22 protein-coding genes and 1 pseudogene are annotated in these 25666 nt (G+C 58.1%); 15 read left to right on the top strand and 8 right to left on the bottom strand.

All coding sequences use genetic code 11. From position 1 onward, the window contains the following. The first annotated feature begins 32 nt into the window (after positions 1-32). From B9Z42_RS08850 to B9Z42_RS08830, 5 genes are read left to right on the top strand one after another with little or no spacing between them, the layout of a single operon-like run. The gene (locus B9Z42_RS08850) at positions 33-1571 is read left to right on the top strand and encodes a Rieske 2Fe-2S domain-containing protein (RefSeq protein WP_100132994.1); all 1539 of its coding nucleotides are present in this window, start codon (positions 33-35) and stop codon (positions 1569-1571) included. Continuing rightward, positions 1568-2533 carry a PDR/VanB family oxidoreductase gene (locus B9Z42_RS08845; RefSeq protein ID WP_100132993.1) on the top strand — a complete coding sequence of 322 codons (966 nt, stop codon included), beginning with the start codon at positions 1568-1570 and terminating at the stop codon, positions 2531-2533. Before B9Z42_RS08850 ends, B9Z42_RS08845 begins: the two co-directional genes overlap by 4 nt. A 19-nt stretch (positions 2534-2552) precedes the next feature. Beyond that, the gene (locus B9Z42_RS08840; RefSeq protein WP_100132992.1) at positions 2553-3386 is read left to right on the top strand and encodes a class II aldolase/adducin family protein; all 834 of its coding nucleotides are present in this window, start codon (positions 2553-2555) and stop codon (positions 3384-3386) included. Between the two features lie 5 nt (positions 3387-3391). Next, positions 3392-4069 (top strand): GntR family transcriptional regulator, encoded by a 678-nt coding sequence (locus B9Z42_RS08835; protein WP_100132991.1) that lies wholly within the window; start codon positions 3392-3394, stop codon positions 4067-4069. Positions 4070-4106: 37 nt separating this feature from the next. Then, positions 4107-5459, top strand: a complete 1353-nt coding sequence (locus B9Z42_RS08830; protein ID WP_100132990.1) for an NAD(P)H-dependent oxidoreductase — start codon at positions 4107-4109, stop codon at positions 5457-5459. A gap of 51 nt (positions 5460-5510) precedes the next feature. Here B9Z42_RS08830 and pdxH read toward each other — a convergent pair whose 3' ends face one another. After that, entirely contained in the window at positions 5511-6170 is a 660-nt protein-coding gene (pdxH, locus tag B9Z42_RS08825) for a pyridoxamine 5'-phosphate oxidase (protein ID WP_100132989.1), read from the bottom strand. Positions 6171-6309: 139 nt separating this feature from the next. On the opposite strand from pdxH, the gene B9Z42_RS08820 reads away from it, so the two are divergent. The 3 genes from B9Z42_RS08820 (at position 6310) to B9Z42_RS08810 (ending at position 9384) form a co-directional block, all read left to right on the top strand. Next, positions 6310-6774, top strand: a complete 465-nt coding sequence (locus B9Z42_RS08820) for a (2Fe-2S)-binding protein (RefSeq protein ID WP_100132988.1) — start codon at positions 6310-6312, stop codon at positions 6772-6774. A gap of 17 nt (positions 6775-6791) precedes the next feature. Next, positions 6792-8942, top strand: coding sequence for a xanthine dehydrogenase family protein molybdopterin-binding subunit (locus tag B9Z42_RS08815; protein ID WP_100132987.1), 2151 nt, complete (start codon positions 6792-6794; stop codon positions 8940-8942). A 124-nt stretch (positions 8943-9066) separates the two neighbouring features. Continuing rightward, complete coding sequence (locus B9Z42_RS08810; RefSeq protein ID WP_100132986.1) at positions 9067-9384, top strand: high-potential iron-sulfur protein; 318 nt, start codon at positions 9067-9069, stop codon at positions 9382-9384. Between the two features lie 116 nt (positions 9385-9500). On the opposite strand, the gene gloA is transcribed toward B9Z42_RS08810, so the two are convergent. From gloA to B9Z42_RS08795, 3 genes are read right to left on the bottom strand one after another with little or no spacing between them, the layout of a single operon-like run. Then, positions 9501-9890 carry a lactoylglutathione lyase gene (gene gloA, locus B9Z42_RS08805; protein WP_100132985.1) on the bottom strand — a complete coding sequence of 130 codons (390 nt, stop codon included), beginning with the start codon at positions 9888-9890 and terminating at the stop codon, positions 9501-9503. Beyond that, positions 9887-10432: a PaaI family thioesterase gene (locus tag B9Z42_RS08800; protein ID WP_100132984.1), complete on the bottom strand. Its 546-nt coding sequence runs from the start codon at positions 10430-10432 to the stop codon at positions 9887-9889. The genes gloA and B9Z42_RS08800 overlap by 4 nt, the downstream gene beginning before the upstream one ends. Positions 10433-10455: 23 nt before the next feature. Continuing rightward, complete coding sequence (locus B9Z42_RS08795; protein ID WP_100132983.1) at positions 10456-11229, bottom strand: enoyl-CoA hydratase/isomerase family protein; 774 nt, start codon at positions 11227-11229, stop codon at positions 10456-10458. A gap of 65 nt (positions 11230-11294) precedes the next feature. Between B9Z42_RS08795 and B9Z42_RS08790 the strand changes: the two genes are divergently transcribed. Further along, the gene (locus B9Z42_RS08790; RefSeq protein ID WP_100132982.1) at positions 11295-12251 is read left to right on the top strand and encodes a 2-hydroxyacid dehydrogenase; all 957 of its coding nucleotides are present in this window, start codon (positions 11295-11297) and stop codon (positions 12249-12251) included. Positions 12252-12368: 117 nt separating this feature from the next. Here the strand turns inward: B9Z42_RS08790 and B9Z42_RS08785 are convergent, their stop codons facing one another. After that, positions 12369-14240, bottom strand: coding sequence for a DEAD/DEAH box helicase (locus B9Z42_RS08785; protein WP_100132981.1), 1872 nt, complete (start codon positions 14238-14240; stop codon positions 12369-12371). 340 nt (positions 14241-14580) lie between these two features. Here B9Z42_RS08785 and B9Z42_RS08780 point away from each other — a divergent pair, with 340 nt between their 5' ends. Together B9Z42_RS08780 and ettA are read left to right on the top strand one after the other, a co-directional pair. Continuing rightward, a complete protein-coding gene (locus B9Z42_RS08780; RefSeq protein ID WP_100132980.1) occupies positions 14581-15570 on the top strand; it encodes a tripartite tricarboxylate transporter substrate binding protein in 990 nt (329 codons plus the stop codon). A 146-nt stretch (positions 15571-15716) separates the two neighbouring features. Then, the gene (gene ettA / locus B9Z42_RS08775) at positions 15717-17378 is read left to right on the top strand and encodes an energy-dependent translational throttle protein EttA (RefSeq protein WP_100132979.1); all 1662 of its coding nucleotides are present in this window, start codon (positions 15717-15719) and stop codon (positions 17376-17378) included. Between the two features lie 62 nt (positions 17379-17440). On the opposite strand, the gene B9Z42_RS08770 is transcribed toward ettA, so the two are convergent. Further along, positions 17441-18445 carry a P1 family peptidase gene (locus B9Z42_RS08770; protein ID WP_100132978.1) on the bottom strand — a complete coding sequence of 335 codons (1005 nt, stop codon included), beginning with the start codon at positions 18443-18445 and terminating at the stop codon, positions 17441-17443. Between the two features lie 83 nt (positions 18446-18528). Between B9Z42_RS08770 and B9Z42_RS08765 the strand changes: the two genes are divergently transcribed. From B9Z42_RS08765 to B9Z42_RS08750, 4 genes are all read left to right on the top strand, one after another. Further along, positions 18529-19161 (top strand): response regulator, encoded by a 633-nt coding sequence (locus B9Z42_RS08765; protein ID WP_100132977.1) that lies wholly within the window; start codon positions 18529-18531, stop codon positions 19159-19161. Between the two features lie 108 nt (positions 19162-19269). After that, positions 19270-20964, top strand: coding sequence for a long-chain fatty acid--CoA ligase (locus B9Z42_RS08760; RefSeq protein ID WP_100132976.1), 1695 nt, complete (start codon positions 19270-19272; stop codon positions 20962-20964). A gap of 82 nt (positions 20965-21046) precedes the next feature. Next, on the top strand, positions 21047-22060 hold the full coding sequence (locus tag B9Z42_RS08755; protein ID WP_100132975.1) for an LLM class flavin-dependent oxidoreductase: 1014 nt from the start codon (positions 21047-21049) through the stop codon (positions 22058-22060). A gap of 55 nt (positions 22061-22115) precedes the next feature. Further along, entirely contained in the window at positions 22116-23156 is a 1041-nt protein-coding gene (locus B9Z42_RS08750; protein ID WP_100132974.1) for a methionine synthase, read from the top strand. 563 nt (positions 23157-23719) lie between these two features. Here B9Z42_RS08750 and B9Z42_RS08745 read toward each other — a convergent pair. Both B9Z42_RS08745 and B9Z42_RS08740 read right to left on the bottom strand, forming a co-directional pair. Continuing rightward, complete coding sequence (locus B9Z42_RS08745) at positions 23720-24217, bottom strand: hemerythrin domain-containing protein (protein ID WP_100132973.1); 498 nt, start codon at positions 24215-24217, stop codon at positions 23720-23722. A 112-nt stretch (positions 24218-24329) separates the two neighbouring features. Beyond that, a pseudogene (locus tag B9Z42_RS08740) lies at positions 24330-25664 on the bottom strand (MFS transporter); the annotation flags it as partial. Between the last annotated feature and the right edge of the window lie 2 nt (positions 25665-25666).

Genomic DNA, 25666 nt, shown 5'->3' with positions numbered 1-25666 from the left:
GCGCCCTCATTTTTCGGTTGAAAGGCACATCTATGAACACGCGCGACAAAACAACACACGCTGAAGATTCGACAGAAAAGAAGCTCGTTCCCTTTGGTGGCTATTACGCCAACCGTGTGCCGGGCCATGACCCCGAGCTCACCGAATGCGGGCCTGGCACACCGCTGGGCGAGTACATGCGTCGTTTCTGGCATCCCGTGTGCATGTCGATGGAGCTCACCGATACACCGCGATTTCTCAAGATTTTGGGTGAGGAGTTGGTGGCGTTTCGCGATGGCGCCGGCCGCATTGGCTTGTTGCATGCGCACTGTGTGCACCGTGGCGCCTCCCTAGAGTACGGCAAGATCGAGCACAACGGCATCTCGTGCTGCTACCACGGCATGGTGTTTGACATTGACGGTACTTGCCTGAGAGTGCCCTTCCCGCAAGGCGAAGAAGAAGAGGGCGAACGTTACCGTTGCTCCATCCGTCAAGGCGCTTACAAAGCGTTTGAGCGCCATGGCTTGGTGTTTGCCTACATGGGGCCGCCTGACCAAGAGCCGCCATTTCCTGAGTGGGAGTCCAATTTCACGGTGGCCGAAGGCGACGAGTTGGTGCCCTACAGCAACTTCCAGCACTGCAACTGGTTGCAGGTGCAAGACAACTCGGCCGACAACTACCACACCATGGCGTTGCATGCCAAGCGCCAAGTCACGGGGGAGCACTACCAAGGCACCACGTTTGACGAAGTGGGTGCGGCCTCGATGGAGGTGCCGCCCGACATGCACTTCATGCCCGTGCATCAAGGCCGAGGTTTGGCTGCGGCCGGTGCGCGTCGCGCAGATGATGGCCACATGTTCATCCGTGTGCAGCACCAAGTGCTGCCCAATTTCAGCTTGCATGCCTACACCTCAGAAGACGGCAAAAAGAAAAAACTGTTCAGCCGCTTTCACATGATTCGTTGGACCGTGCCCGTGGATGACCAAAACAGCAAGATGATGGGCTGGCGCGTGATGGGCCCTGGCATTGACACGCGTGGCGTGGGTGACAAGGGTATGGTGGGCTATGAAACGATTGACTTCTTAGAAGGCCAAGTGTCGATGCGCCGGCCTGAGCGCTTTGGTCAGTACGAACTCAAAGACATGCCGCCCATCCACACCGACCACCGCACACGCGCGAATTACAAAGATTGCCAATATGCGCCCGGCGACTACGAGGCCATCATCAGCCAGCGCCCGATTGCTGTGCACGCCCTAGAGAACCCCACCAAGTTTGACGCCGGTCTGTACATGTTCCGCAAATTGTTGCGTGATGCTGTGCGGGGTTCCAACCCCAACGCGGGGCCTGAACAATTCGCCCAATGGTTGCGCGATTGCGCGGGCCAGCCCAACAGCTATTGCTCAGGCAACGTCTTTGAATTGCCCGTGGGTCGCACCACTGAGGAGGAGGTCACGCTGCGCCGCCTGTTGGCCAAGCAGGTGGTGGCGATCATCACGGAAGCCGACAAGCTCCAAGGTAAGGAGCGCGCAGCGTTTGTTCAAACCAAAATGGAAGCTTTGCAACAAGACGTGTTGGCCAAGCGCAATGCATGAGTGATGCGTTGATGACCCAAAAGCTCATGGTGCGGGCCATCCGTTGGCAAGCCAAGGGCGTGTGCTCTTACGAGCTGGCAGACCCACAAGGCCATGCGCTTGCACCGGTTGAGGCAGGTGCGCATGTGGATGTGCATTTGCCGGGTGGGCTGGTGCGGTCTTACTCGCTGGCAGGAGACCCGAAGGACACTACGCACTGGTTGTTGGGTGTGCTGCGCGAACCCAAGAGCCAAGGTGGTTCATCGGCCATGCACGACAAGCTACGTGTGGGGGATGTGTTGGACGTGGGGCCGGTGCGCAACGCCTTTGCGTTGGCAGACCAAGCCCAACACACGGTGCTGTTGGCTGGCGGTATTGGCATCACGCCCCTCAAACCGATGGCGCATACCTTGGCGGCATCCGGCGCTTCTTTCGAGCTCCATTACTGCGCGCGCAGTGCCAGTCATGTGGCATTTGCCAAAGATTTAGAAGCCATCGTTCCAACAGGTTGCTTGCACTTTCACTTCGATGAGGGCGAGCCCAGCAAAGGCTTAGACATTCAAGCTTTGCTGAAAGAGCACACCTCCGGCACGCATGTGTATTACTGCGGTCCCGCGGGTTTCATGTCGGCTTGCGCTCAGGCGAGTGCCCATTGGCCCCAAGATGCCGTGCATTGCGAACACTTCAAAGCCCCCGAAACCGCCCCGCGCGACCTGCCGGATGGTGCTTTTGAGGTCTTCTTGGTCAAGAGCGGCGTCACTGTTCAAGTGGGGCCGGATCAAACCATCGTGCGTGCCATTGAGTTGACAGGGAGACGAGTTCCCACCTCGTGTTTGTCGGGCTTGTGTGGGGCATGCAAAGTCGGCTATGTCGACGGCGACGTTGACCACCGTGACTACATACTGAATGACGACGAGCGGTCGCATTGCCTCACCGTTTGTGTGTCGCGGGCTAAGGGAAAAAGCTTGTCATTGGATTTGTAATTTTGATCAGGAGAACACCATGTTGGATAAAGTGAAAACACCCCCCTTGAATGTGCAAAAAAAGTCAATTTATGACCCCACACAAACCGGGCTGATCTATCCCGAAATCCCCACGTTTGAGAGCTTTGAGGCGGAGCGTTTGCACCTCAAAAAACGCCTTGTGGCGGCCTGCAGAGCGTTTGCGCTCGAAGGGTTCGATTACGGTTTTGCCGGTCACTTGACGATTCGTGACCCCGAGCATCCAGAGCTGTATTGGACCAACCCCATGTGTGTGCACTTCGCACAAGTGAAGGTGTCGAATCTGATCTTGGCGGACCATAAGGGCCAAGTGGTGCAGGGGCGACACGCCATCAACCGCGCTGGATTTGTGTTGCACGCTGCCGTCCATGAGGCACACCCTGACATCGTGGCCATGTGCCATGCACATACCGTTTATGGCACGGCGTTTGCTGCACTGGGTCGCCCGCTCGAACCCATTTCTCAAGATGCAGCGGCTTTCTTTGAAGACCACATCGTGATCAAAGATGAGGCGGGTCAAGTGGCCGTTGAAGAGAAGGCAGGCTTGGCGGTGTGTGATTGGTTCAAAGGCGTCAAGGCTGCGATTCACCAAAATCATGGTTTGTTGACCGCCAGCCGCCACAGCATCGAAGCGGCTGCCTTCTGGTTCATCGCCCTTGAGCGTTGCTGCCGCCAACAATTGGTGGTCGAGGCTTCTGGCCACAAGCCTGTTTTGGTGCCACCCGATCGCGCACGCTACAGCCGTGAGCATGTGGGCTCTGAGTACATCGGTTGGTTGCATTTCCAACCGATTTACGAGCACCTCGTGGCCACGCAGCCAGATATGTTTGCTTGAACGCGATGAGCTTAGCCAAAATTCCCAACCGCACCGACTTTGTCGATGAAGTCTATAAATCGCTGCTAGACGCCATCAGCGCAGGCACACTGGCGCCGGGCGAACGGATCACCCAAGAGGACTTGGCAGAAAAGCTCAATGTGTCGCGTTCGCCTGTTTTGCAGGCGCTGCGGTTGTTGAAAAAAGATGGCTTGTTGGAAGAAGCTCCTGGGCGCGGCTTGGTCGTTGCGCAACTGGATGCCACGCGCTTTGGTCACCTGTACCAAGTACGAGGTTCTTTGGATGCTTTGGCGGCACGCTTAGCCGCCACCCGACAAGCCAAAATCCCATGGGCCTTGATTGAGGCTGGCAGAAAAGCGGCGGCTGGGAACGACGTGAACGCGTTGATTGATGCCGACACCGCATTTCACAAAGCGATTTATGAGGCCTCGGGCAACCCCTTCATCGTGGAGTCGGCCATGCTGCATTGGATCCACCTGCGCCGCGTGATGGGGGCCGTGCACCAACACCAGTTGGGCGGCGACGGCATTTGGGACGAGCATGCGGCGATTGTTCAAGCCATCCACGATGGCCAGGGCGAGTTGGCTGCTGCGTTGTCTGAAAAACACACCGATTTGGCAAGAGACACGCTGATCAGCAACTTGTCCAACACCGAGAACTTGCCCGTGCGAAAGACAGCCTGAGTGGCGCACCCATAAAAAAGATCAACTGGAGATTTCGATGTCGATGTTTCAAAAATTAAAGGCACGTGCTGCCGAAGGACGCCCCGTGCGCGTGGTCGTGATTGGTGTGGGCAAGTTCGGGTCCATGTATTTGTCACAGGCACCACGCACGCCGGGCATTCATGTGGTGGCGGTGGCCGATTTGTCGCCCGACCGTGCGCGTGCGTCTTTGGCCCGCGTGGACTGGGACGCGCACCGAATGTCTGCCACATCCATGGCGCAAGCCGTGAAAGACGGCAGCACGTTCGTGACGGATGATGCGGCCGCTGTCATTGCCAGTGAGTGGGTGGACATCGTGATCGATGCCACGGGCAGCCCTGCGGCGGGTATTGCGCATGCGCTGCTGTGCTGCGAGCACCGCAAGCACATCATCATGGTGAACGTAGAGGCCGACGTTTTAGCGGGCCCGCTTTTGGCCCGTCGCGCCAAAGAGGCGGGCATCATTTACTCGATGGCTTCTGGCGATCAACCCGCACTGATTGCGGAAATGGTGGACTGGGCCCGCACGATTGGTATGGACGTGGTGTGCGCTGGCAAGGGCACAAAGTATTTGCCCATTTATCACCAAAGCACCCCCGATACGGTGTGGGGCCACTACGGCTTTACGCCAGAGCAAGTTGCGGGTGGCGACTTCAACGCACAGATGTTCAACAGCTTTTTGGATGGCACCAAGTCAGCGCTTGAAATGGCGGCCGTCGCCAACGGTTGCGATTTGACGCCCCCTAAAGAGGGCTTGTATTTCCCACCGTGCGGCGTGGATGATTTGCCGCATATCTTGCGCCCCCAAACGGACGGCGGCATCTTGACGCAAAAGGGAACCGTCGAAGTGGTGTCGTCCATCGAGCGCGATGGCCGCCCCGTGTTTCGCGATCTGCGTTGGGGCGTGTATGCCGTCTTTGAGGCCCCTAGCAAATATGTGATGGATTGTTTTCAGCAGTACGGCCTCAAAACAGATGCCACAGGCAAATATGCCGCCATGTACAAGCCTTATCACCTCATTGGTCTGGAGTTGGGCATTTCTGTGGCCAGCATTGCCGTGCGCCAAGAAGCGACCGGTGCGACGGGCGAGTGGCGCGGTGACGTCGGGGCTACAGCCAAACGCGACCTCAAGAAGGGCGAAAAACTGGACGGTGAGGGTGGCTTCACGGTGTACGGCAAGTTGATGCAAGTCGCCGATTCGCTGCGCATCCAAGCACTGCCCATTGGGCTGGCGCACAACATGGTGCTCAAGCACGACATCGCTGCCGGCGCCGTGGTGACGTGGAACGATGTGGACTATGACGCCACCAAGCAGGCTGTGGCTTTCCGACGCGAGCAGGAAGATGTGTTTCGCAAAGAAATGACGGCCTGATTTTTGTCCGCCCTGCGTGATTTGTTGTCATTCACGCTTTTGATCTGTCGCTCAAGGCGCCAATCGTTCGCGTACCCACACCGTGGACAACTCGGCGTTGGGCGTCGTGCTGGCGCTGCGATAGCGCAAGCGGTCGTGTAAACGACTCTTGCGGCCTTGCCAAAACTCCCATTGATCAGGCACCAGTCGGTAGCCGCCCCAGTGGGGTGGGCGCGGGGGACTGAGCAAAAACTGCGCGCCGTATTTGGCTGCGTTTTTGACCAAAGTCAGGCGGTCGTCAATCACTTGGCTTTGTGGGCTGGCCCAGGCGCCAATGCGTGAGTCGAGAGGGCGGCTGTTGAAATAGGCGTCGCTTTCTGCATCGCTGATTTTCTCCACACGGCCCTCAATGCGCACTACGCGTTCAAGTTCTACCCAATGAAACTGCAAGGCCGCAAACGGGTTGCCCGCCAGTTGCTGACCCTTGCGGCTGTCGTAGTTGGTAAACCACACAATGCCGCGCGCGTCGTAGCCTTTGATCAGCACCACGCGTGTGCTGGGGCGCAAGTCGCTGCCGACGGTGGCCAAGGTCATGGCGTTGGGCTCGGGTACTTTCGCGCTGATGGCCTCTTTGAGCCAGAGCTCGAATTGCTGCATCGGATCTGTGGCTGAGGCTGATTCGTTGAGTTCAGCGCGTTCGTAACTTTTGCGAAGATCGGCAATGTCGTTCATAAGTGTTTACACAGGGCGTGTTGTGTCATTGAGAAAAAATGAGCTTTAAGCGACTAATTCGGGGGAAGTCTTATTTTCATCCTACCTCTGGCCGTTATGCTCAAAGGGTCTTAGAACTTTTCCAAAACAGGAGACCTCGATGAGTGTTGATTTCTCAATCAACGGCAAAGCCGCCAAGGCCAAAGCCGATACAGACACCCCACTGTTGTGGGTGATTCGCGATGAGCTGGGCCTGACCGGCACCAAGTTTGGCTGCGGTGCAGCCTTGTGCGGCGCATGCACCGTGCACGTCGATGGCCAGCCCGTGCGCTCGTGCCAAACCCCACTCTCTACCGTGGCAGGCAAAAAAGTGGCCACCGTGGAAAGCCTCTCCAAAGACAACAGCCACCCCCTGCAGGTGGCGTGGATCAAGCACGATGTGCCGCAATGCGGCTATTGCCAATCGGGTCAGTTGATGAGCGCATCGGCCTTGCTTGCCAAAAACAAGAACCCCAGCGATGCTGACATTGACCAAGCCATGAGCGGCAACGTGTGCCGCTGCGGTACCTACATCCGTGTGCGTGCTGCCATCAAAGATGCCGCCGCCATGATGCGCAACGCTTGATCGGACGGAGAAATACCATGACACAGACAAATACTTCGCGTCGTTCCTTTCTCAAAGCGTCTACGGCCGTGACTGGCGGCTTGATGTTGGGCTTTAACTTGCCAGGCACCCTCGGCGAAGCCATGGCGGCCGGTACCGTGCACACCCCCAATGCGTGGGTGCACATTGCCGATAACAACGTCATCACTTTGCTCTCAGCGCGCTCCGAAATGGGCCAAGGCGTGTACACCTCCATGCCCATGTTGATTGCAGAGGAACTCAACGTCGACATCAAACAAATCAAAGTGGTGGCAGCGCCGCCTGCCGCGGTGTATGTGAACGCTTTGCTGGGCGCGCAAATCACCGGTGGCTCAACCTCGGTGCGTGACGGCTGGGAAAAGCTGCGCATCGCGGGTGCGCAAGTGCGCGAAATGCTGCTGACCGCAGCTGCCGCACGTTGGGGCGTCGACAAAGACTTGCTCAAAGCCGACAAAGGCGTGATCACCGGCCCTAAGGGACTCAAAGCCACTTACGGCGACTTGGCCCAGTCGGCGGCCACCATGCCAGTGCCTGAGAAACCACCTCTCAAATCGCCCAAAGATTTCAAGGTGGTGGGCAAACGCACCAAGCGCTTGGATTCGCCTGCCAAGGTCAATGGCACGGCTGAGTTCGGCATTGACGTGAAATTGCCCGGCATGGTGTACGCCTCGTTGGCGCAATGCCCCGTGATTGGCGGCACCGTCAAGAGTTTTGATGGTGCGAAAGCCAAAGCCTCTGCCGGCGTGATCGACGTGGTGCAGATCAGCGACGGTGTGGCCGTGGTTGCCAGCAGCTGGTGGCAAGCGAAAAAGGCCCGCGACTTGCTGACCATTCAATGGGATGAAGGCGCTGGTGCTGCTTTGAGCGATGCCAGCGTGATCGACGGCACACGCCAAGCCCTGAAAACCGGCAAAGTGCTGGAAATCACCAAGCCACAAGGCGATGTGGCCGCGGCCCTAAAAGGTGCTGCCAAGGTGCTCGAAGCCGAGTACGTCATTCCTTTGCAAGCGCACGCACCGCTGGAGCCCATGAACTTCACGGCCCATGTGCAAGGCAACAAAGCCCTGTTGATTGGTCCGACCCAGTTCCAACAAGGAGCGCAAGGTGCAGTGGCGGGTGCTTTGGGTCTCAAGCCTGAAGACGTGACGTTGCAAACAACGTTCTTGGGTGGTGGTTTTGGCCGTCGCTTGGAGTTGGACTTCATCGTGCAAGCCGCTCAAATTTCTAAGGCCGTCAACAAGCCCGTCAAGCTGGTCTGGACGCGTGAAGATGACATGACCCACGACTACTACCGTCCTGCGGGCGTGAACCAGCTCAAAGCCGGTTTAGACGCTTCCGGTAAGCCCGTGGCGATGCACTTCAAGGTGGCCTCTCAGTCGGTCACGCAGCGCGCCTTTGGTTTGCCTAAAGATACGCTGGACCCCTTCATGGCCGAAGCCGCTGTGGCGGGCTACAACATTGCCAACACCCAACACGATTTGGTGATCCACGACACGGGCGTGCGTGTGGGCTACTGGCGTGCGGTGAGCCACAACATGAATGCCTTCGCCAACGAAAGCTTTATGGACGAAATGGCCAAAGCTGCTGGCCAAGACCCTTATGCCTACCGCATGAGCTTGCTCGCGGGTAAGCCCCGTTTTGCCAACGTGCTGAAACTGGCTGCCGACAAGGCTGGTTGGGGCAAGCCTTTGTCATCAGGCCGTGCATTGGGCATCGCGCTGATGGAAGGCTATGACACCTACATGGCTCAAGTGGCTGAGGTGAGCTTGGACGCCAGCGGCGAAGTTCGGGTGCACCGCGTGACGGTAGCGGCCGATCTGGGCCACATGGTCAACCCTGACACGGTGGAAGCGCAAATCCAATCCAGCATCATTTTTGGCATGGGCGCAGCGTTGAAGCACCAAATCACCATGACAGCCGGTCGTGTGCAAGAAGCCAACTACAACACCTACGCTCCCGTGCGCATGCACGAAGCTCCGAAGATTGACATCGTGTTGGTTCCTAGCACCGAGAAGCCCGGCGGCATTGGTGAGCCTGCCACGGCGGTGGTGGCTCCGGCCATCGCCAACGCGGTGGCCAAGTTGACAGGTAAACGCGTGCGTCGCCTGCCCATCACGGCGCAAGTTTTGAAAGACACAGCCCAAGCTTAAGTGAGACACCCTTGACGGCTCAGGGCCCATTGATGTGAATCAATGGGCCTGCTTTTGGGTTCGTTAAGATAGCGTCTGCCAGTATGTTCTGGCCCATATTTTTTATTTTTCAAAGGGATCATCCATGAACAAACCTACCAACCGTCGCGTCTTCATGATGCAAACCTTGTCTGTGGCAGGTGTTGCTGCCTTGGCAACCACGGCAGCCCAAGCGCAAGCCATGGTCGCTGAGACAGACCCACAAGCTTCTGGCCTGGGTTACAAAGCCGATGCCACCAAGGTCGATAAAACCAAGCAACCCAAGTACGCTGCAGGCCAAATTTGTGGGAACTGTGCTTTGTTCCAAGGCAAGGCCGATGCGGCTGCTGGTGGTTGCCCCCTGTTTGCTGGCAAGCAAGTGGCTGGCAAAGGCTGGTGCTCGGCTTACGCCAAAAAGGCCTAAGTCTTTGTGGCGCGCAAGCCCTTGCCAAACGGCGAGGCTTGCAACTGCACGACAGATGTGTCGCAAAAAAGGGAGCTGATCAGCTCCCTTTTTTCATGGCAATCAGCGTTGCACCATCAGGCTGCAGCGCGTTCGATTAACTCGATCTTGTAGCCGTCTGGGTCTTGGACAAAGGCGATCATGGTGGTACCGCCTTTGACGAGGCCTGGTGCGCGTGTGATGGTGCCGCCGGCCTGCTCGATCTGGGCGCACGTGGCCGCCACGTCAGGCACGCCAATGGCGATGTGGCCAAAGGCTGTGCCCAAGTCGTAGCTGGTTACGCCATAGTTGTACGTCAGCTCAATCTCGGCGTGGTCAGGATTGCTGCCGTAACCAACGAAGGCCAAGTCATAGTTTTGCTCGGGTCTATGGGTTTTGCGCAGCAGTTGCATGCCCATGGCTTGGGTGTAGAAGTCGATCGATTTTTGCAAATCGCCGACGCGCAGCATGGTGTGAAGCAGTCTCATGGTTTGGTTTGTCCTGGTAAGTCAAAAACGAAACACGTGGTGGTGGCGTGTGCGTAAAGCGTGCCGTCTGGGCCAACTAAGCGGGCCTGCGCAGACGCCACTTGTCGCCCGCAATGGATGACCTCGCCGATGGCGCGCACCCGCTGCACTTTGGGCGTGATGGCTTTGAGCATTTTGACGCTCAAATCGGTGGTGGTGTAGCCACGTCCTTGTGGCAGCCGGGTGTGCACTGCACAGCCTAAAGCTGAGTCCAGCAAAGTGGCAAACCAGCCGCCGTGCACACTGCCCATGGGGTTGAGGTGGGCGTCGCTGGGGGCGCCCTGAAACACCACATGGCCTTCACGCGCTTCAATCAAGATGAAGTCCATCGTGCGGCCAATGGGCGAGGGCGGCAATTCACCGCTGAGCATGCCTTGCATGAGCTGTAGGCCCGTGCGTGGCAGCACGTCGTGAAAAGGGGTGATACCCACGGGCAGCAGGCGTGCACGGACAGCAGCTTCTTCGGCCAGCCAGGTGGCGAGGGTGTCTTGCGGTGAGGTCATGAGGGCTTTCTGTAGCGGGTGATTCAACGGCCCGTGAATTGCGGGGGGCGTCGTTCGGCAAAGGCGGCACGGCCTTCGGCGAAGTCCCCGCTGTGCACGGATTGGCGTGAACGTTCTTTGAGTACGGGCTCGCAATATAGCCCTGCACCAATCTCGTTGAGGCTCTTTTTGGTGGCTTGCAGTGCCAAAGGCGACATGGTTTTCAGGGCGTCGGTGAGGTTTTGCACCGCCGCTTCAAAGTCTGCGGCGGGCACCAAGGCTTCAAACAGGTCGAGCTTGGCCAAGTCTTCAAAACGCAATGTCTGGCCCAATAAGAAGGCCCGTTTGCTGGCGTTGAGACCAAAACGGCTCACGTATCGGCGCAGCCCGCTGGGGTAGTAGTGCAAACCCAAGGCACAGGCGGGCATGCGCCAATGCAAACCTTCTTGCGCCACGCTGAAATCGCAGGCTAGCACCAAGTCAGTGGCGCCACCGTAGACACTGCCGTTCAAGGCACACACGGTGACGGGGCGCAAGCGCTCCAGTGCTTCAGGAATTTTTTCAAAAAACAGCGGCGCCATCGGATCGTTGTCAAAGCCGCCGACGTGATAACCCGCGCTGAAGACTGGATTTTTTTGACCCTGCGTGTCGGCCCGAAGCACCAACACATGCACATCGGTGTTGGTGTGGATGGCCTCAAAGTGGGCCAGCAAGGTGTTGAGGTCATCGTCGTTGAGGCTATTGCGCAACCCGGGGCGACGCAGGGTGATCGTGGCGATGGGGCCGTTCAGCTCGAGTGTGGGAATGCCTTCTGTCATGCCAGCGATGTTAGCCAATGACGGGTTAGAGTTAGACCATTGACATATTTAGAGAGAGGCACGCCATGACCCAACACCTCATGAAAGTATCGAACTTGCCTGTGTTCTTGACGAACGCCTTGCAGCAAGAGGATTACATCGTGCACGACCACGCCCACATCGTTGACCCTGAGGCGTTGACCAAAGTCACGGCGCTGGTGGGCACGGGCAGCGAATCCAAGGTGGATAAAAAGTTGCTCAGCATGTTGCCCAACGTCAAGCTCATCGCCCTGTGCGGCGTGGGCTATGACGGCATCGAGATGGACGCCATTCAAGCGCGCGGCATTGTGGTGACGCACACGCCCGGCACCATGACCGCCGATGTGGCCGACCTCGCTTTGGGTCTGATGCTCGCTGTGGGCCGACGCATTCCGCAGGCCGACCATTTTTTGCGCAACGGGGATTGGGTCATGGAGCCGTTTGCCATGACACGCCGTGTGTCGGGCAAGCGAATGGGCATTTTGGGTTTAGGCCGAATCGGTCGTGCCATTGCCAAGCGTGCGGAGGCGTTTGACATGTCTGTGGCCTACTGCGGCCGAGCGCCCAAGTCCGATGTGTCATACGCCTTTCATGCCGATGTGGCGTCCTTGGCTGAAGCGGTTGATTTTTTGGTGGTGGCCACACCCGGTGGTGCACAAACCAAACATTTGGTCAACGCTGAGGTACTTCAAAAATTGGGCCCCAAAGGATTTTTGATCAACATTGCACGCGCTTCGGTGGTCGATCAAGCGGCTTTGGTGCAAGCCTTGAAAGACAAAACCATCGCCGGCGCAGGCCTGGATGTGTTTTGGGATGAACCCCGCGTGCCTGCCGAATTGCGCAGTTTTTCCAACGTGGTGTTGACGCCTCACATCGGCAGCCACACCGAAGAAACGCGCCGTGACATGGCCGATTTGACAATGGCGAACCTGCGGGCGTTTTATGCCCAATCCGAGTTGCCAACGCCTGTGCCCGAGTGCCGACCCGACGTCGGCATGACGTGACTTGTTTTGTCCATGAAAAAACCCGCTGAGGCTAGCGCCCAAGCGGGTTTTTTGTGAACAGGCCTTCCTCAGGCCCGTTCGAGATGCACGAGAGCGTGCGCCATGTTGGTTGTGGGTTTAGCGACCGTAGCCACCACCGCCGCCGCCAAATCCACCACCGGAACGGCCGCCGCCGCCACCTGAGCGGCCACCACCACCGCCACCGCTAGGACGGCGTCCAAAGCCGCTACCACCGCCGCGTTTGCGTTCGGTCATCAGATCGACGCTGGTGCGTGTTGGATCAGGCTGGCGCTGTGCGCTGTTTTGGGTTTTGTGACCAAAGGCGTTCACGCCGCTTTGGGTGCCCAAGTGCGCGTTGGCGCGGGGTTGGAACTCGTCATCATCACGACGTGGAGCGCGGGGCGCATCGAAATCACGCGGTGGACGTGGTGCGTCGTTGCGTGGGCCGCGGTTGTCGAACTGGCGGGGCGCGCGTTGGCCTTGGCCCTGTCCATTTCCAGGCTGGCGATTGCCATCACGGGCGGGACGCTGTTCGCCACTGCGCGCAGGACGGTCACCAAACTGGGCACGTTCGCCATCGCGTGCAGGGCGATCGCCCACGCGGTCACGGCTCACATGGCCGCTGGGGCGAGGGGCGCGACCTTCAGAGGCTCCGCCTTGGCCACCACGACCGCCGCCACCTGCATTGCGACCGCCACCCGTGGCTTTGGTGTCGCGAATGCGTTGCAGCATTTCGCCGCGTGCCGCTTTGGCTGCGGCGGCCATCACGTCACGGCCTGGGGGCTTGCCCAAACCACCCCACAGGGTTTGACGGCCCATGGCGATGGGTTCTGCTTTTTCGTCTGCATCTGGGCCAAAGCCCTCAACCGCCACCACAGGCACTTGCTGTTTGGTGAAGTGTTCGATGTCTTTCATGAAGCCTTCTTCATCCAACGACACCAAGCTCACGGCTTCGCCGCTCGAACCAGCGCGGCCTGTGCGGCCAATGCGGTGCACATAGTCTTCGCTGATGTTGGGGATTTCGTAGTTCACGACGTGTGGCAACTCGTCAATGTCAATGCCGCGTGCGGCAATGTCCGTGGCGACCAAGGCGCGGATGTCGCCGCTCTTGAAGCCGGCCAAAGCTTGCGTGCGTGCCGTTTGGCTCTTGTTGCCATGCAGCGCCATGGCGCTGATGCCGTTCTTGGTCAAGAACTCGGCCACGTTGTTGGCGCCAAACTTGGTGCGGGTGAACACCAGCACTTGGCTCCAGTTGTGCTCGTTGATGATGTGGGCGAGCAACGCCTTTTTCTTGCCGCGGCCCACAGGGTGAACCACTTGCGTGATGCGTTGCACCGTGGTGTTGCTGGGCGTGACTTGGATACTTTGTGGGTTCTTGAGCAAGTTGCCAGCCAATTCGCGAATTTCATCGCTGAAGGTGGCGGAGAACAACAAGCTTTGCTTGTCTTTGGGCACCAAGGCCAAGATTTTCTTGACGTCGTGGATGAAGCCCATGTCCAACATGCGGTCTGCTTCGTCAAGCACCAAGATTTCCACGGTGGACAAATCGAGCAGGCCTTGCTGTTGCAAGTCGAGCAAGCGACCAGGGGTGGCCACCAAGATGTCCACGCCTTTTTTGATGCGGGCCACTTGGGGGTTCATGCCCACGCCGCCAAAGATGACGGTGGAGGTGAGTTGCAGGTATTTGCCGTAGTTGCGCACCGACTCTTCCACTTGGGCCGCGAGTTCGCGGGTGGGGGTCAGCACCAAGGCGCGCACGCCGTACACGCCAAATTTGTTTTCTTTGCTGCGGCTCATGGTGAGTTTGTGCAGCATGGGCAAAGTGAATGCCGCTGTTTTACCGGTGCCGGTTTGGGCGCCTGCCAACAAGTCGTGGCCTGCCAAGACGGCCGGGATGGCTTGGGCTTGAATAGGCGTTGGGGTGTCGTAGCCTTGCTCAAGCACGGCTTTCAGGAGGGCCGGAGCCAGATTCAATTCGTCAAAGTTCATGTGGTCAGAGCGCCATGTCCGGCGCAGTTATCGGCTCATTCAACTGCGGTTGGCAGTTACCAGTGTTGGCCGATAAGTTTTAAGGTGGGCATGGAAGCCGCAGGCGCTTGTTTTGAGCGTTGCCTGGGTCAGGCCCCAGCAGAAGTGCTGATGTTGCAACTACTGGAGGCTGCAACGGTTTGCATTGTGGCACAAAGTAGGTCCTTGCCATGATGGGCCGGTTGGATGGCCTCGTGATATGCCTTCTGGCATGGGTTCAAACCCCAATTTAAAGGACCATCTGTCCAGCCTAGACTGGCGCTGTGAAATTCACGCATCTAACAACAAATTCGAGACACACATGCCAACTAACAACCGCCGACATGTTCTAAAAATCGCTGCCACCGCTTTGGGGATGGCGGCGCTGCTGGGGCCAGCTTGGGCGCAAGCGCCTGCCTGGCCTGCCAAACCTATCAAGATTGTGGTGGCCTTTCCACCCGGCGGTCTGACCGACGCCTATGCACGCAACTACGGTGAATATCTGTCAACCAAGCTGGGTGTGCCGGTGGTCATTGAAAACAAACCGGGGGCGGGCGCCATCATTGGTATTGATGCAGTCGCCAAGTCACCGGCCGACGGTTACACCTTTGTCATGAGCACGTCGGGCACGTTTTGGCAAAACCGTATTTTGTATTCCAAGCTGCCTTACAACTTGGACAAAGACCTCACCCCCGTGACCGTGTTCCCCTCCGGACCGCTGGTGGTGGGCATCAACGACAAGATTCCGGCTAAAAATATGCCCGAGTTTGTGGCTTGGGCTAAAAAGAACCCCACCTCCATGGGCACCTATGCGCCTGGCTCTTACCCGCACATGTTGGCCGACCAGACCAACCGCCAGCACGCCACCAGCATCCAGTCGGTGCACTACAAAGGCGAGGCCGCCATGTGGCTGGACGTGGCCTCGGGGCAGTCGCAAGTTGCCGTGGGCAGTTTTCAGGCCTTCAACGCCATGGCCGCGCGTGGCGTGCGCGCCATTGGCGTGACTGGCAGCTACCGTTCGCCCAAACTGCCCGATGTGCCCACCCTGACGGAGCAAGGCAACACCGAAAAACTGGTCACGCTGGAAGGCGGTTTGCCCTTGGTGGCCCCAGCAGGCACGCCCGAATCTATTCTCAAGCGTATGGCCGATGAAGCCGTGGCTTGGTCCAACACCGACAAAGCCGCCAAGCTGCGCGAAACCTTCGCCATCCCCAACAAACCCAAAAACTTGGCGGACACCCGCAAAGACTGGGAGGGCGAAGTGCCCGTTTGGATCAAATTGGCGGTCGATCTGGGCATCAAGCTCGATTGAGTGAGGCCCTGCGGGGGTGCTGCCTCCATAAGCTGGGATAATGGAAGGCTGCACAGACACAGCCAGCCCTTGGCGGCTCCGGCTGTGAACTTGAGCTGGCGCCCGTGGGGTGGTCAGTCTCCGCTACTTTTTATTCAGGGTTACAGATGGCTCAATACGTATTTTCGATGAACCGCGTCGGCAAAATCGTGCCGCCCAAGCGTCAAATTCTCAAAGACATTTCCTTGTCTTTCTTCCCCGGCGCCAAGATTGGCGTGCTGGGCACCAACGGCTCGGGCAAGTCCACGTTGCTCAAGATCATGGCGGGCATCGACAAAGAGATCGAAGGCGAAGCCATTCCGATGGCGGGACTGAAGATCGGGTATCTGCCGCAGGAACCCATCATGGACGCCGAGCAGACCGTGCGTGAAGCCGTGGAAAGCGGCATGGGCGAAGTCAAGGCCGCGCAGGCCCGCCTGGAAGAGGTGTACGCCGCCTACGCCGAAGAAGACGCCGACTTTGACGCGCTGGCCGCCGAGCAGGCTCAACTCGAAGCCATCATCTCCACCGCTGGCGATGCCTCCGAGCACCAACTCGAAATTGCCGCCGATGCGCTGCGCCTGCCGCCTTGGGACGCCATCATCGGCAAACTGTCGGGCGGTGAAAAGCGCCGTGTTGCCCTGTGCCGCCTGCTGCTCTCGCGCCCTGACATGTTGTTGCTGGACGAACCCACCAACCACTTGGACGCAGAATCGGTGGACTGGTTGGAACTGTTTTTGTCGCGTTTTTCGGGCACCGTGGTGGCCATCACCCACGACCGTTACTTCCTGGACAACGCCGCCGAGTGGATTTTGGAACTCGACCGAGGCTCCGGCATTCCGTACAAGGGCAACTACTCCAGCTGGCTGGAGCAAAAAGACGCCCGTCTGGCCACCGAGCAGCGCACCGAAGACGCACGCTCCAAGGCCATGAAGAAAGAATTGGAGTGGGCACGGTCCAACCCCAAAGGCCGCCAAGCCAAGAGCAAGGCGCGTCTGGCCCGCTTCGAAGAGTTGTCCGACCACGAATACCAAAAGCGCAACGAGACCCAGGAGATTTTCATTCCTGTGGCCGAGCGTCTGGGCAATGAAGTGTTCGAGTTCAACAACGTCAGCAAGTCCTTTGGCGACCGTTTGCTGATCGACAACCTGAGCTTCAAGGTGCCTGCGGGCGCCATCGTCGGCATCATCGGCCCCAACGGCGCTGGTAAGTCGACCCTGTTCAAGCTGATTTCTGGCAAAGAACAACCAGACAGTGGTGAGGTGAAGATTGGCCAGACCGTGAAGATGGCCTTTGTGGACCAGAACCGCGACGACCTGGACAACAACAAAACCGTCTGGGAAGACGTGTCCGGCGGCTTGGACATCATCAACGTAGGCAAGTTCCAGATGGCCAGCCGCGCGTATTGCGGCCGCTTCAACTTCAACGGTGGCGACCAGCAAAAGAAGGTCGGCATGTTGTCGGGCGGTGAGCGCGGCCGTTTGCACTTGGCCAAAACCCTGATCGAAGGCGGCAACGTGTTGCTGCTGGACGAACCCTCGAACGATTTGGACGTGGAAACTTTGCGTGCGTTAGAAGACGCGCTGCTGGAATTCGCGGGCTCCATCATGGTCATCAGCCACGACCGCTGGTTCCTGGACCGCATTGCCACGCACATTTTGGCTGCCGAAGGCGACAGCCAGTGGGTGTTCTTTGACGGCAACTACCAAGAGTACGAAGCCGACAAGAAACGCCGTCTGGGCGAAGAGGGTGCCAAGCCCAAGCGCGTGCGCTTCAAGGCTTTGAAGTAATTTTTAGCTTTTCCGCAAAGGTTCAGCCCAGAAGGCCTAGTTCGCAAGGACTGGGCCTTTTTTCATGGCGCCATGGCGGGCCACCAGTTGTTGCCGAGTCGCAGTTCTTGGGCGGCTTGAACGGCGTTGACCACCGCCATGGCGGTGACTTCGGCGGCCAAGGTGCTGAGCAGCATCATGTCTGCCGCTTGGCCGCTGGTGCCTGTGCCCAGTGCAAACAAGGTGTCGCCATCCATGGGCGTGTGCACCGGGCAAATGCTGCGGGCCAAGCCGTCGTGGGCTACTTGGGCCAGGCGGTGGGATTGGGGTTTGGTGAGCACCGCATCGGTCGCGATGACGCCGATGGTGGTGTTGCTGCCTGCTGTGAGGCTGGCAATCGCATGACCTTTGAGTTGTGCTTGGCGAATGTCGAGCAGTTCGCGGCTGTCTGGGGCGGTGCGCGCGCCCGCTAACAGGCGGCCATTGCGTGGGTCGATCACGTCACCCAAAGCATTGCAGACGATCAAGGCCGCCACCGTGATGCCGTTGACGGTGAGTGCGGCGCTTCCCAAGCCACCTTTCATCGCACAGTGTGGCCCATTCATCTTGCCAATCGTGGCACCTGCGCCGGCCCCCACATTGCCCTGCACCACGGGGGCGTTGCTGGCTGCGAGGCAGGCCAGGTAGCCCGCTTGCGCATCTGGACGGATGCGTTCGCCACGTTGGAAGGCAGCACTCTCAAAATCATCCACCCACAGATCGAACACCACGGCGGCAGGCACGATGGGCACGCACACGGGGCCCACTGGCAATCCGTGGCCCTGTTCTTCAAGCCAACGCATGACGCCAGAAGCGGCATCCAATCCAAAAGCGCTGCCACCACTCAATACAAGCCCATGGATGTGCTGCACCGTGTTGCTCGGGTGCAACAGGTCCGTCTCTCGCGTGCCGGGCGCTGCACCGCGGACATCAACACCGGCCACGCTTCCAAATGGCGTAAGTACGACCGTACAGCCCGTGGGGCGGCGATTGTCAGTATGGTGTCCGACCTGAATGCCTTGAATGACAGTGAGTGTGTGATTGTTCATGATTTTTAAGTATTCAATGAAGAAGCTTTAAATCGATTAAAATAATACGAAATATGTAAAAACGCTCAATTTAGGAGTTTTCTATGAGTCTGACAACCAACAAAGAGGCCTACGATGGCTATTGCGGTACCAGTTACGCAGCCAAGATGCTGGGCATCTCGGTGGGCACTGTACAGGGCTTGGTCGAAAAAAACGACCTCAAGGCTTGGAAAACCCAAGGGGGACACCGCCGTATTTCTTTGCAATCGATCCAAGATTACCAGCGTCGCCACAACCTGGCCCCCGCTTCCTTGATGCTCAGCGAAGACCGCTTGCGTGTTTTGGTCGTGGAAGACGACGATGAAACTCGCATCATGTTGCAGGCTAACTTTGACAAATGGGGTCTGCCACTCGACGCTGTGATGTATTCGTCCGCCATGGAAGCGTTGTTGGACATGCCTAGCTTGCAACCTCAAGTGCTGCTGACCGACTTGCGTATGCCCAACGTCGATGGTTTTCAGTTCCTGAAAACGCTCAGCGAACACGCCTTGTTCAGCAACTTGGCGGTGGTGGTCATCACTGGCATGAGCGCCGATGAGGTCAAAGCCAAAGGTGGTTTGCCCGACGGTGTGCAAATGCTGCAAAAGCCGGTCGATATGGATTGGTTGCGTGGTTTCTTTGATGCTCTGATGTCGGTGCGTCAAATCAACCGCCGTGCACGCTCGCAAGCGGCTTGAGTGACGCTAACTTTACGTCTCCTTCTCTGACGCCCAAGTGACCCCCGCGCCTCGTCTTAGGGCCATTCCCAATGCGCCTGACCGGCCATAAGCGCTACCCTAACGGCCATGAAACCACACCATCGTTTTTGGCCCGCTCGCGTGCCGCATGCCATTTCTTTGCCCAATACGTCGTTGTGGGATAACTTAGAAACCAGTGCGCGCCGGTTTCCCAGTAAAACGGCGCTGATTTTTTTAGGTACGCGTTTCACTTATGCCGAGCTGAAAGCCAAAGCCGAGGCGCTTGCGGCACATTTACAAAGCTTGGGTGTGCAAAAGGGCGACCGCGTGGTGCTCAATATGCAAAACTGCCCGCAGTTGGTGATCGCACACTTTGCGATTTTGCGAGCCAACGCCGTGGTGGTGCCGGTCAACCCGATGAACCGTGCCGAAGAGCTCAAGCACTACATCACCGACCCCGACGCCAAAGTGGCCATCACCACCGCAGATCTGGCGGCTGAATTGGCCAGTGCCAGCAATCAGTTGCCTGCGGGCGAGGGCTTGGCCCATTTGCTGGTCACCCACTTCACCGATGCGTTTGACGCCCAAGTGTCGGGCGACAACGCCCCACCGGTGGCTTGGCACGATTGGTTATTCACCCAGCACCTCGAGCCGGAATTGACAGGTGGCCGAATCCACCGCTGGCAAGATGTCTTAGCCACCACAGCGACTTTAGGCCCGTTGACGGTGGGCCCAGACGACTTGGCGGTACTGCCTTACACCAGCGGCACCACCGGCTTGCCCAAGGGCTGCATGCACCCGCACCGCACGATCATGCACAACGCTATGGCGTCTGCCATTTGGGGCAATGGCACCCACGAGAACGTGGGGCTGTTGGTGGTGCCCATGTTCCACATCACGGGCATGACCAGCGTCATGCATTCGAGCATTTACTTGGGCGCGACCTTGGTGTTGATGCCGCGGTGGGACCGCGAATTGGCCGGCCGGTTGATTTCTTTGTGGCGCGTCACACACTGGACCAACATTCCCACCATGGTGATCGATTTGTTGGGTAGCCCTAACTTTGACAAGTTCGACCTCAAAGGCTTGGTGCACATCGGCGGCGGCGGCGCAGCCATGCCGCAGGCTGTCGCCCAGCGTTTGTTCGAGTTGTATGGTTTGCGCTACAGCGAAGGTTACGGCTTAACCGAAACCGCAGCACCATCGCACAGCAACCCACCCGATGCGCCTAAACAGCAGTGCTTGGGCGTTCCGTTTATGAGTACAGATGCCCGCATCGTCGATCCAGAAACTTTGCAAGAGTTGCCGCAAGGTGAGTCGGGCGAAATTGTCATTCATGGCCCCGAAGTGTTCAACGGCTACTGGAAACGTCCTGATGCCACGGCCGCCGCGTTCTTTGAGCTCGAGGGCAAGCGCTTCTTCCGTTCTGGCGACTTGGGCCGTGTGGACGAAGATGGCTACTTCTTCATCACCGATCGCTTGAAGCGCATGATCAATGCTTCGGGTTTCAAAGTATGGCCTGCCGAAGTAGAGGCGCTGATGTTCAAGCACCCCGCCATTCAAGAGGCGTGCATCATCTCGTCGCGCGACAGCTACCGCGGTGAAACCGTCAAAGCCGTGGTGGTGTTGCGCGCCAGCCACAAAGGCGTGGTGGTGGAGCAAGACATCATCGACTGGTGCCGCCAAAACATGGCGGTTTACAAAGCACCTACACAAGTGCAGTTTGTCGATGTGTTGCCCAAGAGCGGCAGCGGCAAAGTGATGTGGCGTTTGCTGCAAGAAGCGGAAAGCCCCAAAGCGTGAGTTGCGGCGCAACAGCCTTGTCTTGTGTTGGCGAATGCTTGTGTGACAAACGAGGCTTGCATCTGTTGGTAAGCTAACGCCCGTGCTCAAACTATCTGTTCTCGATCAAACCGCCGCTGCGTCTGGCCGAAGCCAAGACGCTAGCATTCGCCAAACCTTGGCGCTCGCCAGTCAATGCGAGGCTTGGGGCTATCACCGCTTTTGGGTGAGCGAGCACCACAGCCACCCCAGCATCGTGGGCACTGCCCCCGAAGTGTTGATGGCCGCCATTGCCTCACGCACCACGCGCATCAGGTTGGGCAGTGCAGGCGTCATGCTGCTGCATTACGCCCCGCTCAAAGTGGCTGAGCAGTTTCGCGTGCTCGACGCACTGGCGCCGGGCCGCATCGACCTCGGTGTGGGGCGCGCGCCGGGCAGCGATGGCCGTACCGCGCAATTGCTCAACGCTGACCGCCATGCCTCTGACAACTTTCCGCAGCAAGTGATGGAACTGCAAGCTTGGGTGACTGGACAGCCCTTGCCCCCAGGCCACCCCGGTTACGGCGTGTTTGCCTACCCCAGTGGCCCTACTTCTCCCGATGTGTGGATGTTGGGCAGCTCCGATTACGGCGCACAACTCGCAGCCCACTTAAGCCTGCCCTATGCCTTCGCCTACTTCATCACCGACGGGCAGGGCGCAGACCATGCCTTGAATCTGTACCGCGCCAACTTTCGCGCCACCGAAACTAGCACCAAACCCCGCGCCACGGTGTGTGTTTGGGCCTTGGCCGCAGACACCGAAGACGAAGCTTGGCGCTTGTTCCAAAGCCGCGCGCGTTGGAAGCTGGACCGCAATACCGGTCGTATTGGCACGCTGTTGCCGCCCGATGAAGCTGTGCGCGACTACTCGCCGTCTGAGCACGTGGCGTATGCCGAAATGCGTGCCAACGCTTTGGTGGGCAGCGCTTCCCAAGTTGCCGATAAACTGCGTCGCTTGGCCGATCGTTTGCAGCTCGACGAGGTGGTCATCATCACTTGGACCCATGAGCCTGCTGCGCAAGCCCGTTCGTATGAGTTGCTGGCGCGAGAGTTCGCGTTGGCAGACGCTCAGGCTTGAATCAAGCCATCGCTGGATCAATTTCATTCTTTCAAACCCCTCACTGGAGCCCTCTATGTTTTCAACCGCCATCGCTGGTAGCCTGCCCAAACCCGAATGGTTGGCCGAGACCAACAAACTCTGGCCCAAGTGGCAAGCCGAAGGTGACGCGCTTTTGCAAGCCAAAGCCGACGCCACGCTGTTGTGGATCAAAGCCCAAGAAGACGCCGGTCTCGATGTGGTCGGCGACGGCGAGCAATCACGCCAACACTTTGTGCACGGCTTTTTAGAGCAAGTCGAAGGCATCGACTTTGAAAACAAAGTGACGATGGGCATTCGCAACAACCGCTACGACGCCCAAGTGCCGCAAGTCATCGCACCTTTGAAGTTGAAAGGCCGAGTTCACGCGTTTGAAGCGCAGCTCGCCCGTGCTCACACAAAGAAGAAACTCAAATTCACCTTGCCCGGCCCCATGACCATCGTCGACACCGTCGCCGACCGCTTCTACGGCAAAGGCAAAGACGCGGTGCAAGGCCGCATTGACATGGCGTTTGCCTTTGCCGAGTTGCTGAATCAAGAAGCCTTGGCCTTGCAAGCCGACGGCGTGGACATCATCCAGTTTGACGAACCCGCGTTCAACGTCTACCTCGACGAAGCCGCAGATTGGGGCGTCAAAGCGCTAGAGCGCGCGGCACAAGGCCTGACCTGCACCACGGCGGTTCACATTTGTTATGGCTACGGCATTGAAGCCAACAACAACTGGAAGAAGACTTTGGGCGACGAATGGCGTCAATACGAAAAAGTGTTGCCTGCGTTGGCCAAGAGCAGCATTCAGCAGGTGAGTTTGGAGTGTTACCACTCACATGTGCCGCCCGAGATGATGGCTTTGCTGGAAGGCAAAGACGTGATGGTGGGCGTGATTGACGTGGCCAGCGATGTGATCGAAACGCCAGAGCAAATTGCTGACACGATTGGCATGGCGTTGAAGTATGTGCCTAAGAACCGTTTGATTGCTTGCACCAACTGCGGCTTGGCGCCTATGACCCGTGAGGTGGCGGTGAAGAAGCTGGAGGCCTTGGCGGCTGGTGCTGCTTTGGCGCGTACTCGGTACGCTTGATTTTTGTTTTGTGGTGGGGGGAGGGGTTTGGGCATCTGCTGAAGTGAATGTCCCCCGAGCGGCGCTGGGGCGCCACTCTCCTCCTTGACTTCGCTTCAGCAGATACCCAAACCCCTCTTTGCGCCAGTTGAAATACGCTCGCCTGCGGCTTTGCGGGGATTCACTTTCTCGGGTTTTGATTTTTATTGTTGGTGTCAAACACTTGGCACCTAGCACCTAGCACCTAGCACCTAGCACCTAGCATTTAGACCTAGCACCTAGCACCTAGCACCTAGCATTTAGACCTAGCCTTAGCCTTAGCCTTAGCCTTAGCCTTAGCCGCATCAGCATCAGCATCAGCATCAGCATCAGCATCAGCAGCCAGAAGTGCCTTCAACCCCTAACACCCCAACTAGGCGCTTGCAACTTGGGTGTCTTGTGAAGCGAAGTAAAGGAGGAGAGTGGCGCCCCAGCGCCGCTCGGGGGACATTCGCGCAACAAGACACCCAAGTTGCAAGCACCGCCCCCCAGTAGAAACCAAACCGCTAAGAGCTAAAAAAACCGCAGCAAGCGAACAAAGCAGATTAACCACCACAGCCATGAATCTCACCAGCAGGCAAAGCCTCAGGTGCCGACACAATGCCCGTCTCCGCGTCATACCCCACACGTTGCAAGTGCTGAGCCAGCGCCGCATCCATGGTTTGGGCGTGTTGGGGAAACCAAATGCCCAGCTCGTGTGCCAATTGACGCACCATCGCCAAGTCGCCATTTTCTTTGCCACGCCGCATGCCTTCACGCATCACTTGCAAGATCACATCGTGCTGCGAGGTGTGGCAGTTGCTCGATGAAAACTGTGTGTCTTTCATCCACTGGTCTTCGCGACCAAAGTGATCGTCGGTGTGGTCGATCAAGGCGCTGAAGCGCTCTATCAAGGTCTCGTCGTCGGCCAATTCGGTGGCAGCTAGCAAGTCCACAAACTCGCGGTGGGTGTCGTCCATGAAGTCGAGGTCCAAGGCTAAGTCGTCAGACCAAGCCAAGGTGACTTCTCGGATGGCGATGGGAGCAGTGTGTGTGTCGGTCATGGCAAAACTTTCAAATCAAGGGGCACGGACGGATCGCTCGGCATGTGCAGCGTCTCAAGATCCATAAAGCTTAATGGCAATTCGTCACCGCTCACCTGGCGCAGTGTCAAACAGAGCGCAGCCATGCGGCGAAGCGTTGCAGGTACAGCGGTTCGGCGACAAAAATCGCCAGCGTCACCACGGCGTTGGCCACGCCAGTCCACAAGATCACGTCGGGAATGGTCATGCCTGCGCCCAGCATGGCCCCTGCGATCAAGGAACTGGCAATCATGAACAGGGCATTGATGATGTTGTTGGCTGCGATGATGCGGGCGCATTCGGCCGTGTGACTTTGTTGTTGGATCAAGGCGTACATAGGCACGCTGTAGATGCCAGCAAACAAACTCAGCAGCACCAAGTCGGCCATCACGCGCCAGTGTGCGCTGTCTGCGTAAAAGGTGGCGATGTCCATCAGGGGCGCATCGGGCAGGCCGCGTGAGGCAAAGTACAGATCGATCGCGAACACCGACATGCCAATGGCGCCTAAAGGTGCCAAACCCGCCTCGACGCGCCGTCGGCTCAGGCTCTCACACAACAGAGAGCCCGCGCCAATGCCCACTGAGAACAGCACCAACAACAAGGACGCCACTTGCGCATCCCCATGCAGCACTTCTTTGGCAAAGCTGGGGAATTGGCTCAAAAAGATGGCGCCGAAAAACCACATCCAGCTGATGCCTAGCAGGGTGATAAAAACGGTGCGGTTGGCGCGCGCCAATTGCAGGTTGCGCCAAGTTTCGGTGATCGGGTTCCAGTTGGTTTTTAAATCAGGCGCGGTGGCCGGCAACGAAGGAATGGCACCGCTGAGGAGTCGGCCCAGCACGGCGACCGATACGCATGCCACAGCGACGGCGGTGTGGCCGACCTCTGGGATCGCCACCAACAAACCGCCCGCCACATTGCCCAGCAAAATGGCGACAAACGTGCCCATTTCGACCATGCCGTTACCGCCGGTGAGCTCATGCCCTTTCAGCACTTGGGGCAGGTAAGCGAACTTCACGGGGCCAAATAGCGTGGAGTGCAGGCCCATCAAAAACGTACACAGCAGCAACACCGTCACCTGTTCCGTGGCAAAGCCCACTGCGGCTAAGGCCATGATGCCGATTTCCAAATTCTTTACCAAGCGCATCAGCGCGGCTTGGTCCAGCTTGTCAGCCAATTGGCCGCTGGTGGCAGAGAACAACAAAAAGGGGAGGATGAACAGGGCCCCAATCACCAAGCCCGCCAAGGAGACGGGCAACCAGCTCACGCTGAGCTGGTAGGTCACCATCACGGTGAACGCAAACTTGAACAAGTTGTCGTTCGCCGCCCCCGAAAACTGCGTCCAAAAAAATGGTGCAAACCGACGTTGCCCGAGTAAGGCAAATTGGTTGGCTTTGTGGTCGCTGCGTTCGGGGAGGTGGTCTTGCATGC

The organism is Limnohabitans sp. B9-3, assembly GCF_002778325.1.
In the GTDB taxonomy this organism is placed as follows: domain Bacteria; phylum Pseudomonadota; class Gammaproteobacteria; order Burkholderiales; family Burkholderiaceae_C; genus Limnohabitans; species Limnohabitans kasalickyi.
The sequence above is the reverse complement of the archived record's forward strand: the minus strand, read 5'-3'. Positions and strand labels throughout refer to the sequence as shown.